General features: G+C 42.0%; 13 protein-coding genes and 2 pseudogenes. 8 read left to right on the top strand and 7 right to left on the bottom strand.

The window, feature by feature from the left end; genetic code table 11:
• On the top strand, positions 1–85 hold an 85-nt coding region (locus G9U52_RS36770; protein ID WP_166146575.1), incomplete at its 5' end, for an IS3 family transposase.
• Positions 86–238: 153 nt separating this feature from the next.
• Here G9U52_RS36770 and G9U52_RS36765 read toward each other — a convergent pair.
• Positions 239–481, bottom strand: a complete 243-nt coding sequence (locus G9U52_RS36765; protein ID WP_207953440.1) for a hypothetical protein — start codon at positions 479–481, stop codon at positions 239–241.
• 101 nt (positions 482–582) lie between these two features.
• Positions 583–1338, bottom strand: a complete 756-nt coding sequence (locus tag G9U52_RS36760; protein ID WP_166157802.1) for an SDR family NAD(P)-dependent oxidoreductase — start codon at positions 1336–1338, stop codon at positions 583–585.
• 268 nt (positions 1339–1606) lie between these two features.
• Here G9U52_RS36760 and G9U52_RS36755 point away from each other — a divergent pair, with 268 nt between their 5' ends.
• From G9U52_RS36755 to G9U52_RS36745, 3 genes are all read left to right on the top strand, one after another.
• Entirely contained in the window at positions 1607–1990 is a 384-nt protein-coding gene (locus G9U52_RS36755; protein WP_166157790.1) for a MerR family transcriptional regulator, read from the top strand.
• A 576-nt stretch (positions 1991–2566) separates the two neighbouring features.
• Entirely contained in the window at positions 2567–3019 is a 453-nt protein-coding gene (locus G9U52_RS36750) for a VOC family protein (protein WP_166157788.1), read from the top strand.
• Positions 3020–3555: 536 nt separating this feature from the next.
• Positions 3556–4404 carry a GNAT family N-acetyltransferase gene (locus G9U52_RS36745; protein ID WP_166157785.1) on the top strand — a complete coding sequence of 283 codons (849 nt, stop codon included), beginning with the start codon at positions 3556–3558 and terminating at the stop codon, positions 4402–4404.
• Between the two features lie 852 nt (positions 4405–5256).
• Here G9U52_RS36745 and G9U52_RS40580 read toward each other — a convergent pair.
• From G9U52_RS40580 to G9U52_RS36730, 4 genes and pseudogenes are all read right to left on the bottom strand, one after another.
• Positions 5257–5404 (bottom strand): annotated as a pseudogene (locus G9U52_RS40580) (sugar phosphate nucleotidyltransferase); the annotation flags it as partial.
• 14 nt (positions 5405–5418) lie between these two features.
• Positions 5419–6537, bottom strand: a complete 1119-nt coding sequence (locus tag G9U52_RS36740; RefSeq protein WP_166157783.1) for a glycosyltransferase family 4 protein — start codon at positions 6535–6537, stop codon at positions 5419–5421.
• Positions 6534–6887 carry a hypothetical protein gene (locus G9U52_RS36735; protein WP_166157781.1) on the bottom strand — a complete coding sequence of 118 codons (354 nt, stop codon included), beginning with the start codon at positions 6885–6887 and terminating at the stop codon, positions 6534–6536. Before G9U52_RS36735 ends, G9U52_RS36740 begins: the two co-directional genes overlap by 4 nt.
• 89 nt (positions 6888–6976) lie before the next feature.
• On the bottom strand, positions 6977–7525 hold the full coding sequence (locus tag G9U52_RS36730; RefSeq protein ID WP_243767775.1) for a phosphatase PAP2 family protein: 549 nt from the start codon (positions 7523–7525) through the stop codon (positions 6977–6979).
• Positions 7526–7716: 191 nt separating this feature from the next.
• Here G9U52_RS36730 and G9U52_RS42005 point away from each other — a divergent pair, with 191 nt between their 5' ends.
• From G9U52_RS42005 to G9U52_RS36710, 4 genes are all read left to right on the top strand, one after another.
• Complete coding sequence (locus G9U52_RS42005) at positions 7717–7872, top strand: nitric oxide synthase oxygenase (RefSeq protein ID WP_375790319.1); 156 nt, start codon at positions 7717–7719, stop codon at positions 7870–7872.
• A gap of 91 nt (positions 7873–7963) precedes the next feature.
• Positions 7964–8683, top strand: coding sequence for an MBL fold metallo-hydrolase (locus G9U52_RS36720; protein WP_166157774.1), 720 nt, complete (start codon positions 7964–7966; stop codon positions 8681–8683).
• Between the two features lie 697 nt (positions 8684–9380).
• Positions 9381–10022 carry an HAD family hydrolase gene (locus tag G9U52_RS36715; protein WP_166157771.1) on the top strand — a complete coding sequence of 214 codons (642 nt, stop codon included), beginning with the start codon at positions 9381–9383 and terminating at the stop codon, positions 10020–10022.
• A 314-nt stretch (positions 10023–10336) separates the two neighbouring features.
• Positions 10337–10561 (top strand): SDR family oxidoreductase, encoded by a 225-nt coding sequence (locus G9U52_RS36710; protein WP_279538821.1) that lies wholly within the window; start codon positions 10337–10339, stop codon positions 10559–10561.
• Between the two features lie 169 nt (positions 10562–10730).
• Here G9U52_RS36710 and G9U52_RS42150 read toward each other — a convergent pair.
• Positions 10731–10868 (bottom strand): annotated as a pseudogene (locus tag G9U52_RS42150) (ISL3 family transposase); the annotation flags it as partial.
• Between the last annotated feature and the right edge of the window lie 782 nt (positions 10869–11650).

The raw sequence follows: 11650 nt of genomic DNA, 5'->3' as shown, positions 1-11650 counted from the left end.
TTATTATAATCATCACAGATATCAGTGGGGACTAAAAAAGATGACTCCTGTTCAGTACAGGAATCATCTCTTATGTGTGGCCTAGCACTCTTTTTTTTAAGTGTCCTTGACTAAGGGTCTAGTTTAGTGGGAAATAACCCTGCCGCACTACTTTTTTTGTTTGTTCTTGGCAACAACAAAGTTTGGGCTAAAAGATAGACATTTGCACAAAAAAATATGTCAGAAGTCAACATCATTGTTACATTAAAAGTCGCCTAAAATGCGGCTTATTTAAGTTATGTAAGAAGGTTCTTGTCATATCTCCCATAAAGACGGTATCCTGATCGTAAAGATTAAAATAGGTCCAAACCGTACTTTTGACGAAGGGGGACTTTGGCAATGCTTCGCATTCAAGCGCAAAATCTGTGAGTTCTCCAACAATTGATCGCCGTGCCTTCACATCAAACGCTGCTTCAGGTGCGTGAACAATAATCTTTGGCATTGTATTTCCCCCTTTCCTAGGCATATTAAAAAGGCCGCCGCATTTCCACGCAGCGGCCACTGACAACTAGAAGGAAGGTCCTTGGCGGCCATTACTAGTGATCAGATGTTCTGACCACCCGATACCTCGATTCTCTGAGCATTAACCCAGCGATTGTCGGGACCGAGTAGGCTTGCGACTGCGGGACCAATGTCGTCGGGTACGCCGACACGACCAAGGGCAACCATCGCGGCAAATGCTTCATTGTAAGCAGGAGTGTCACGTACAGCACCACCTAGAAAATCGGTTTCGATTGCACCGGGCGCAATGGTATTAGCGGTAATACCGCGGTGACCCAGTTCTTTCGCCATATAGATGGTTAGAATCTCGATCGCACCCTTTGCCGCAGAGTAGGCGGAGAAGCCGGGATAAGAGACACGAGTGAGACCCGATGAAAAGTTCACAATACGACCTCCATCTGCAAGAAGCGGCAGAAGAGCCTGAGTCAAGAAAAATACGCCCTTGACGTGCACATTGAACAGGCTGTCGAACTGAGCTTCTGTAGTTTCGGTAAAATCTATCATTTCTCCGTGGCCGGCATTGTTTACCAGATGATTGAAAGTGGCGCTACCCCATGTAGATTGCAGAGTCGAACGGAGTCTCTCAGCAAAGGCTGCAAAATTGGCAATGTTTCCAACATCGAGTTGTAGAGCGACCGCTTTACGCCCCAGAGCTTCGATCTCAGCAACGACAGAATTTGCTTCTTGCACTTTACTACGATAGGTCAGGATGACATCGCCGCCATGACGTGCAATACTGATGGCAGTATTGCGACCAAGTCCGCGGCTGCCGCCAGTGACGAGTGAGATATTGTTCATTGTAGTAGCTCCATGTTCTAATGTTTCCATTTTCAACGGGAGTTCATCCTCTCTAAAATCATTTTTTGAATACATTTGTTAGTATAGATGATAAAGTTTACTTTAAGTCAAGGCTTTTGTTTTTTTGAAAAAAGTGTACAATTAAATGAAGGGAATCCTTGTAATGATCATGTTTTTAACCATTCAAGTTTAAAATTTGGATAAGATAATTAGCAAAGACGAAGATTTTGATTAAAGTAAACTTTAACAGAAAGATGGAGGTTTATTTATGTTGACCATAAAAGAAGTTACTGAAATAACAGGAATAGCAGCTTCCACACTTCGATATTACGAAAAGGAAGGGCTGCTTCCACATGTTGAGAGAAATGAAAATGGGAAGCGGTTATATGACAAAGAAGATTTAAGCTGGATACACTTTGTTACTGCGCTCCGAGCAACAGGAATGCCTATTGCTCAAATTCAGAATTATGTATACTTGTACAAAGAAGGAGACTCGACGATTTCGGAACGAAAATTGATGATGCTCAATCATAAAAAAGAAATTGAGAAAAGCATAAAGGAACTATATTTTAACTTGGATAAAATAAACTATAAACTTGCTCTATATGATGTATTAGAATCTCAGATTGAACGAACTAGCATTAAGATTTGACTTAATACCGTCATTTCAGTTCAATGTATTACATAATTAGAATATCATCTAACAAGAGAGGAGCATTATTTATGAATGCCCCCCTTAAAATGATTCTTCATTTATTTATTAATGGCTAATTCACTTAGCAGTTGTCTATAAATAAGTGAATTAGCCATTGAATCAAATAATTCATGAGAGGATTTACCGAACAATATGCCTCACATAGAGGATTTTGAGTGCTGGAAGATGCCTTTTAACGAAGCGGAACACCGCATTCACGCATCGGGGCATACGCCCCTCGGGTCAAAGCCCCAGTCGTAAAGGATAAGACTGGAAAGCAGTTCACCACATCCTTAATACCACCTAACCGCATCGCGGCCAGTCACTACGTTCCTTTAAGGTGGTAAGGCGTCATGAATGCCAGAACGTTATATGACATACCCGAAAACCCAATTTCACATTTTCCTATACTGTGACTTTTCTTTGTTATCATGAACTGTGACAAGGCGTTATTTGTTTGAAAAGAGGAATTTGAAGTTCTTGAATAGAATAATTTATGCGGTAATAAATTTGTACACATAAGGAGATAAAACTATGGCAAAAAACAAATTACTAAGAATGGACAATGTCGGCATCGTTGTAAAATCTCTTGATGATGCAATCTCTTTCTTCGAGGAGATTGGCTTGAAGCTCGAAGGGCGAGCCACTGTAGAAGGTGAATGGGCTGGTCGCGTAACCGGACTGGGTTCTCAGTGTGTAGAGATTGCTATGATGGTTACCCCAGATGGCCACAGCCGACTTGAACTTTCGAGATTTCTCACCCCACCTACTATATCAGATCACCGGACTGCTCCTGTAAACGCCCTCGGTTATCTACGCGTCATGTTCACCGTTGAAGACATTGACGAAATGGTATCCAGACTCACTAAGTATGGTGCTCAGCTCGTTGGCGAAGTGGTTCAGTACGAGGACTCGTATCGGCTCTGCTACATTCGTGGAACCGAAGGACTTTTAATCGGTTTGGCGGAACAACTCGGTAACAAATAAGTAACTGACGTTTTATAATTATAAAAAATCCGGTCAACCTCAGAATCAGTGCTTGACTATTTAGCACAAAAATCGTTTGCGGTTGCATTCGACTAAAATCCCTGGATCAGCGAATACTTTCCATCGGCCATCCGTATTGCTGACCACTTTCATGTCCATGGATATATCTCCATGACCACCACTTTGGGTTTTAAACTCAGGAAGTGTGGATGCTGCTGGGCATAAGCCCGTAATTCTTCTAGAAATGCTAACTGAACGAGGAACTATAGCTTCATGTAACTTAAAACGCGGCTGCCGGCACAATTCGACAGCCGCGTTGTGCTAACGAACAGTTATATGAATTATAAGAAGGGATTTACTGGGAAATATAGAATATTACCCATATATTATTCCAAAATGAACAGAGGAAAAGGTTAATGAATATTGAAAATTAGAATATTAGCAATCAAACTTCAATTTTTGTGGCCTTAGCGTAACGAAAATAAACAGAAATAATTCTATAACGCCTCAAGAAAAACGGAGGAAATTATAGGCTAATGAACATATCAGGTATCCGATACGAACACTTTAGTGAAAAAGATTATAATGCCGTGAGTGAATTATTAGGCTACGACGTCGACACGAGTGAAAACATCCTTCGGGTGCTTGCTGAAGAACCGGAACTGTTTGTTACCGCGTTTATTGAGGATAAGCTTGTCGCACTGGCCCAAGTGAACGAGCCTGCATCACAAACCTATTTAACTATATTCGTCGCTCCACAGTTTCGCAGGCAAGGAATCGGTTCTGCAATGGTAAAGTATGCTGAAAACGAATTGCGAGCTGGCGGAGCCCAAAAAGTCAGGAGTTCTTTTCGTGCCGGTCATCAATCATCTCTTGCGTTTGCGCATAAGCTCGGTTATAACAAATATTTTTCATCGGCTTATATGCAGCGAACCGACAATACCTTTCCATTGGAGAAACTTCCGGTGAGGCTGTATAAGGACGAAGACTATCTTGCCAGTCAGTCGCTGTATGCCGTAGCCTTTCATGAAATGCGCGTCGGTGTCGGGTGCTTTCCTGATTCTGCGATTGCCCAGCCCAGTGAAAAAGAACGAAGAGCATGGAAAAAGGATGCGGAAAACCGTTTTGTCTACGAGATAAATGGGGAAATCGTCGCTTATAGCCACCTTTGTGGTAATGAACTCAGCAGTATTTCCGTCCGTATAGACTTTCAGGGTCTTGGGATCGGAAGGAAGTTTGTTATGTATTTATGCAACGAGATCCATCGGCGTGGCAGCGCAACCGTCGATCTTTGGTGTGTCGTCGGGAATTATGCCAGAAGTCTGTATGATAGCCTTGGCTTTAAGGAAAAGTATATTATGGAGTTTATGCGGAAAACGCTGTAGTTTCTGCCGTATTCCTTGCCGGGAACGCGTTGCATGCAGCGTTACAACCAGAAAAAAAGCTCTGATCGGTATATCCGATTTATCGGGCGGTAGCATCCGTAGAGATAGGCTCGAATAAGGCTTAGAATTACGCTAACAAGGAACGATAGTTGAATGAGGCAGACCGCCGCTACGGTCTGTTTTCCGTTGAAGTAACGGGTAGGATAGCATGATGATACCACGTTAAATAACAATCCTTTTTATAGCTTATTCGGATCGTATATTGTAAAACGCCTCAGTGAGCGGGGTAAAGAAAGTATTGCGGGGAGCTGTTAAATGTGGAATCATTAATTTCACAAGCTCGTATATTTTTAGATAATCGTGGGTTTGATTGGTCTATATGTGGTGGAGGGGCAATCGATTTATTTCTTGGTATGAAAATTCATGTCGGGTGACAAGAAAATAGTCCGATTAGTTACCGCGTAAATAGCGGTTTTTTTATTTTATCGGATCATATTCTTGTCATTTCTCAGTGTCAAGAATATGATCCGATTGCCGAACTATGTCAAGAAAATAGTCCGATTGCTGATAAGGTCATATAATAAATTTAATGAAGGGGACTAAGCTAAACCAGCTAATAGTTGTCAAGGTTTTTCTCCAAAAAAATCCTAATTCACATACTATACTATAAATGAACATGCCAAATAAACGTTCCCATTTTTTTAATTTGAAAATTTATTGTTTATTTAGTTGGATGTAGTTTTTGATCCGTATCTTGAAAATCTGTTTGACTTTTAGTAGCGCATAAATCCAATGTAAAAGTTTGTTAACACAAGCGATGACCGCTACTCTAAAGGGTTTGCCTTGCCTTCATTGCCTCCATACCCGCTGAATCATCGATTCTTTACTACCATTTTCAGTGGAAGAAGCTTATGGAGCGAATTTCGTTGGATAATGACCAGAGCCTTTTTCCGGATCCGCCACTTAGAAGAATAACTTTTCTTCCCCCTCCTAGAGAAATGGGAGCAACACTCCTTATTTCTTCATCTTGATTGTCTTTTCTATAGCATGCTTTAATGCAATGCCCGCACGGTTCCAAGACAGTTTAAGCGCGTCACGTCTACCACGCTGCCCTTTCATCTTACACAGGAGAGGATTTTGATAGGCTTTTCTCATCTGCCCTCTCAAGCTATTCATGTCCACTTCTGCCCATAATTGACCCTTTTCCGCGAACAAATCGCGAAATGGACGTGAAATAGAGGATTTGCGATTCATGCCGATGATAGGGGGTTGCAATTTATATTGAACCAGGAACGAATTTTTTTTTGTTAAGAAGTCCATATGACCGCCCCAGCCGGTTGCAATGACGGGGGTGCCGCTGGCCAGTGACTCCAGATACGGTAAGCCGACTCCTTCCCCTCGCGTAGGAAGAACAAAGGCATGCCCCTTTGCATAAAGTTTTCTTAGAGATTTAGATTTTAGATATCGGGTAATGATTCGGAGGGATGCAGTACTCTTACGAAGGTTTAGTCTAGCCTTGTAAGCTTTAATTCGCTTTTTGATCCAGTGTTTATTCTCATAAGGCGCATTTCCATTTGTTTTGATAATCAGTCGAACATTATCCCTAGCTGAAAACTCTTTCCAGTAGCCCTTTAGTAAGGCTTCAGGATTCTTGCGGTGTTGAAATCCGAATATGGATATAAAGGTGAATTTCTTTTTCTTATTGTTATAAGACCATTTCTTCTTTGGAGTAAACATCTGAGAATGCACACCATGAGGAACGATAAATATCGGGATTTTGATTCCACTATTACGCAGGGCCTGCTTATTCTGAAGTGATGGGACGCACACAGCGTCGGCTTGATTAATTGGTTTGATCCATCGCCTAGGTATACGGGTCGTCTCCCAGACTGTGTTGATGATAATCGTTTTGTAATACTTTCTTTCCTTCTTAATATTAAGAGTATTGGGTGAGTGATGATAAACTAACACCCTATGCTTCTTTGAAATTTTGTTTTTTCGGCTCCTCTTTGCCCCAATTGCAATCTTTACCCCTTGCCGTTTCAAAGCCTTTACGTACTCACGGCTGGCTATTCCAAGACCAGTGGCTGTTTTGACTGGCCCTTTCCATACAACCTGATAGGATGATGTCATCGGCTTCTCACTCCTGGTTTTCTTACATAGACCTTTCGATTATGGAATGAGATCGACCGGTATTTTCTCGAGAGTGCCGATCCCTCCCATTTCTTAGTACGGTAGTGAATGTTTTTTTTCGTGATAGGAAGAACGGTATTTTCATCGACAAACTCACACTTTTTTTTTCTACAAAGCGCTAGTATTCTTCTTCGTTTCGGAGCAACGACCAAAATCTTTCCAATTGGGTGTTTTACGTGTTTTCTAACGTCATCAATGACGTAGGGAAGCGTATTTAAATCTTTCTCGATAACCGGTATCAGAATATCTATTTTTGTTCTGTTTAATCGCTCCTTGATCATTACAGTCATATCTTCAACTCCATTTCATGAACTATTGGATTAAGATATTCCGGTATTGAGCAAAAGGAACGGATTTCTGCATAGTTTCCCTTGAAAAATCAAGCTTTGAAATAAAGAAAACACCAAATGGATAATGCTACCCAAAATCCGCTTGCAAAGTAAGCACCCACCACGTCGCTTGGGTAATGCACCCCCAAATAAATTCTGCTGATGCCAATAAAAAGGATAGTAATGCTGCCCCCGATCACCAACCAAGTACGTCCGCTGCGGGTCGGAACATGTCTCCATAAAAGGAAGGCTAGTGTGGCGTACAGCGAAAATGCCGACATCGAATGCCCGCTTGGAAAGCTGTAGCCCGTTTCTTGAATAAGAAGATGCAGTGAAGGGCGCTCACGCTGAAATAACATTTTTAATAGTATGTTTAAGAGGGAAGAACCGATGATAACTCCAGTAAACAGCAACAGTTCCATTCGGTGATGCAGCCTTTTATATAGAAAATAAATGGCGCCTAGAGCAATTATGGTCATAACACGGAAAGATCCCATCGTTGTAAATGCCTTCATGATGCTAGTAAGGAAAGGGTGCTCCAAGCCCTGAATAAATGCAATCATCGCCATATCGAAAGCAATAAGCATACTATTACTCATGAGAAAAGCTACAATACAAAAAAAGAGGGAAAAAACTACGCTTACGCTTAGTGCAAGTACCCTTATACCTTCATTAGGTTCATTGTTCATTTAGACTAACCTCTGTTCATATTTGAAATCATCTTCATTATTTGTTAAATACATGAACTTATTCCAACCAATATCGAATTACTTTTTCAATACCATCTTCTTTGCATGGCAGGGCAAAACCTTTGTATACGGCGGCACCTTTTAAAGGTTGGTACATGGGCACGGAAATCGTAGCAAGAAATTTTGCGGCGCGCAACGCTATAATAACACCGAACTTTATTTATCAGGACAAACCCAATCATGAAAAAATCGATTAATCCAAATGGGAGATGCCGGTTACTTGGAAATCGTTCCGAAGTCAAACGATATGCTATAATAATCATAATCGAACCCAAAGGAGACGTAATCATGCAGATCGTTAAGGGCATTTATCAATTGGCAGGGCAGCCCTACGGCGTATCCTCAAATACATATGCCGTGCTCGGCCAGGATTCCATCGTGCTTGTCGATTGCGGTACCGGCAACGAGGAGTTGCAGCTTATTGAAAAAAATATGATCGAATGGGGATTGGAAGAGTTTCCCATCAGCCACCTGCTGCTTACCCATTCCCATTTTGACCACAGCGGAAACGCCCACGTTTTCAGAAAAAAGGGCACCAAAGTCATTGCGGGCGTGGGCGATGCGGAAGGGATAGAGCTCGGGGACGAAAGGGTGCTGTACTATTCTTACAAACAAAACTTTGTTCCTTGCCGGGTCGACCAAAAGGTGCAGGATGGAGACCGTCTGCAAATTGCCGGATTGGAATTCGAAGTGATTCACGTTCCCGGACATTCTCGCGGTTCCGTAGTATACAGCCTGATGTATAAAGGCAAAAAGATCATGTTTACCGGGGATACCGTGATGGCGGGGCCGAACGGCCAGCCCAAATTGGGAGTTACGGTTGCGGAAGATTTCAATGTGGACGTCTATTTGCAGTCTTTGAAAAAATTATCCAAATTGGAAGCCGATGCGGTATTGGGGGGCCACTTTCAGCCATGCTTGCAAAATGCGACGTTTTTGTTGAGAAGAGGATATCGGACTGGACTTATTGAGCTTCGTTCCCCGTCCATACCAACGCTGCAATCATAGGCGCCGATAGGAGTCATACCGATGAAACAGTTCGAACAGCTCGAAACAGGTTTTTGTCATCTGACAAGAAAGGCCTAATATCAGCCGCGATGATATTATTTGTAGGCGGAGTTGGTATTGGAATCGGAGCAGGTTTCTATGGGTTAATTATTTTTACAGTTTTTATTTCCATGATAATGGCTAGATTGGGTAATCATATCGAAACTAACAGACTGATTAAATTAAAAAATGACCAAGTAACAGGCGAAATCTCTTCGGGGTGCTTACCTCATTGCTAACTAAATAACCAACTACCAAATAATCAATTACTAATGCTTGAAAGGAGCCACTTGGCTCCTTTTTCTTTTACAAACCCACATAAATAGAAGTACAGCATAGCAGGCCTGTTGATTATCTAGAATATGTAACTTCATTTAATGTGCTCAATTCGCAGTACCATTCAACAGGTAATCGACAAAGAACAGGAAAGAGCTCAAGCGACTGGTTGGAGTAATTCCTGGTGTTTAAAGTGGAGACCTTGGATCTTACGAGCCCTGAGTCCATTGATGCTTTCGCGCAGCGATTCCCATTTGTGTCGTTTATGTAAGAACATTTGTGTAATATATTTATAAACAGAGTACGACAAATCTACTTATGGGTGATCTACGGCGCGTGATGGCACGCATGGTTGCCGCAGCTGACAAAGGAGAACGAAACAATGAAAAAGTACATACTCTTCGATCATGATGGTGTTCTGGTTGATACTGAATTCTGGTATTACAAAGCGGGAGAACGCGCTCTGGCTGACATTGGATTTACCTTGGATAAAGACCAATACCTCCGCGACATGACCCAGTCATTGGGCACTTGGTCCCAAGCTAGGGCGGCTGGTATTGATGAACAGACCATCAGCAAGCAGATTGAGGTCCGCAACGTCTATTATCAGGAATATCTAAGAACAGAAGCCATAGAGATTGAAGGCGTAGTTGAAACTCTAGCCGAACTGTCAAAGTACGTCCGCATGGCCATCGTGACGACTGCAAAACGTGCGGATTTTCAACTTATTCATGAAAAGCGCCAGATTAGACAATTCATGGAATTCGTCCTTGTTCGCGAAGACTACGAGCGCACCAAGCCGCACCCGGAACCCTACTTGACCGGCCTAAAGCGCTTCGGAGCTACCAAAGAAGAGACCCTAGTTGTAGAGGATTCAAACAGAGGGTTGAACTCAGCCGTGGCGGCTGGTATCGACTGTGCTATTGTCCATAACGACTTCACAAAAACACATGACTTCTCACAGGCCAGCTATCGAATCAAGACTCTAATTGAACTAAAGGACATTATCCTGAATGTAACCTGAGAGAGCATTCGCCAGCGTGTAGTCAGGTCAGTCAGGAGGTGTCAGAAGTCAACATCATTGTTACATTAAAAGTCGCCTAAAATGCGGCTTTTTTAAGTTTTGTAATAAGGTTCTTGTCATCAGTCGATGTCAAGAACCTTATTACATTCCCGACAGAGTGACCTAATATATTATGCAAACTTATGTTGTCGGTACTTGCTCAGCTAACGAGCAGATTACTTCAATAATCTTCGATGATAATTTGAATATGATTACATCACGGAATCACGGATGGCTTGTCTTGCTCCAACGATTTACATGGCCTTATCTTCGCGATGAAGGAGACCACGCTGTATTCGGCTTTCACACGACTGGCTACTGATATGAACAAGGATTGGCTCGCCATCCCAGAAGCTCATGCTCAAGCAGCTTCAATGTCTGCTTTCGGAAGAGTTGGCACCACTAAAGACATTGCTGATGTAGTTGCGTTTGTAGCATCTGAGGAAGCGAGATGGATCACGGGGCAATTTATTGATGCCACCGGAGGAACTAGGCTTTAAGAAAATATTACACTGTCCTCCCTGTTAGTAGAACGACGGTAGCCGATCATCTAGGTCGGCTATCGTCGTTTTTGCGAGTAAATTTAAATCGGGCTCAACTTCAAAATCAGTGCTTGACTGTTAGCTCAACATCCGATGGCGGTTGCATTCGATAAGAATGCCTGCTTTATGGAAAACATTCGCCGATCCAGGTATGGTAAGTCTGAGCTAAATCCATGACAACAGCTTTGGGGTTAAGCGGCCGTAAGTCCTGATGAGCTTTGGCGTATGTCCGCAGAACCTCTGGGGGAATTTGATCTACAAACGTTACAGCAAAAAGTACCATAATTGATTTCGCCTTAGAGATGATAGGGAGAACTGTATCATAAATAACGGCAAGATTTTTGTTTCGGGTGGGCATAATGGATTCATTGCGTACGAATGGAAGGAACTGCATGACACGGAATGGATCATCCATTTATAATTTTGCCCTAAGGAACAATCGCCCGGAGGTATAGAGCATTGTGAGTTTGTGAACTATCCAAGCAGCGGAATCGTGTCATCTGGGGTGAGGGAAAGTCCGCGAGCCTCGATTATGATGATTCTAGATTCGTTTTTATTCCAGTATTTAAAAATTAAAAACCAACGATGCTATGAAAACTCAAGAAAACAAGAGGAAACGAGAGCATTTTCTTTCATCATAGAGGGAGGATAACGTAATACAAGTGCAAGGAATTTGTGGTAAAATATTACCAAAAAAAGTATCAATCAGACCAGTGTTTTTAGTATTGATGTTTCTCATTTTTGGTTTTGAGGTGAGTAAAGATGCAGAGTAGTTTTGATAAGGTAAACCAGAAATTAAGAGGGGTAGGTATCACTAGTGAAAGTGGTATTCAATCTGATAATTTAGGGAAACCGACAGATACGAAGGTAAAAGGTGATGACACGATCTAAATTTATAAAGCTTCAGATGCTTTTTAGCTTAAATTTATTATTCCCAAATCAACCGGAAAAGTAGACCATATTTCTGTTTTGACGAAAAGGATTCTGTCAATAATATGATTAAATGAGTAAAGCAATCAAAGGGATTCTAGTCCCTTTGATTGCTTT

It is taken from the genome of Paenibacillus agricola (assembly GCF_011440305.1).
In the GTDB taxonomy this organism is placed as follows: Bacteria; Bacillota; Bacilli; order Paenibacillales; family NBRC-103111; genus Paenibacillus_S; species Paenibacillus_S agricola.
Note: the sequence above shows the minus strand (reverse complement) of the source record. Positions and strands in the feature narration are given on the sequence as shown.

Coding starts and splice junctions, on each gene's coding strand:
- G9U52_RS36765 (WP_207953440.1), bottom strand. CDS start 481: ATGCCAAAGATTATTGTTCACGCACCTGAAGCAGCGTTTGATGTGAAG.
- G9U52_RS36760 (WP_166157802.1), bottom strand. CDS start 1,338: ATGAACAATATCTCACTCGTCACTGGCGGCAGCCGCGGACTTGGTCGC.
- G9U52_RS36755 (WP_166157790.1), top strand. CDS start 1,607: ATGTTGACCATAAAAGAAGTTACTGAAATAACAGGAATAGCAGCTTCC.
- G9U52_RS36750 (WP_166157788.1), top strand. CDS start 2,567: ATGGCAAAAAACAAATTACTAAGAATGGACAATGTCGGCATCGTTGTA.
- G9U52_RS36745 (WP_166157785.1), top strand. CDS start 3,556: ATGAACATATCAGGTATCCGATACGAACACTTTAGTGAAAAAGATTAT.
- G9U52_RS36740 (WP_166157783.1), bottom strand. CDS start 6,537: ATGACATCATCCTATCAGGTTGTATGGAAAGGGCCAGTCAAAACAGCC.
- G9U52_RS36735 (WP_166157781.1), bottom strand. CDS start 6,887: ATGACTGTAATGATCAAGGAGCGATTAAACAGAACAAAAATAGATATT.
- G9U52_RS36730 (WP_243767775.1), bottom strand. CDS start 7,525: ATGAGTAATAGTATGCTTATTGCTTTCGATATGGCGATGATTGCATTT.
- G9U52_RS36720 (WP_166157774.1), top strand. CDS start 7,964: ATGCAGATCGTTAAGGGCATTTATCAATTGGCAGGGCAGCCCTACGGC.
- G9U52_RS36715 (WP_166157771.1), top strand. CDS start 9,381: ATGAAAAAGTACATACTCTTCGATCATGATGGTGTTCTGGTTGATACT.
- G9U52_RS36710 (WP_279538821.1), top strand. CDS start 10,337: ATGAAGGAGACCACGCTGTATTCGGCTTTCACACGACTGGCTACTGAT.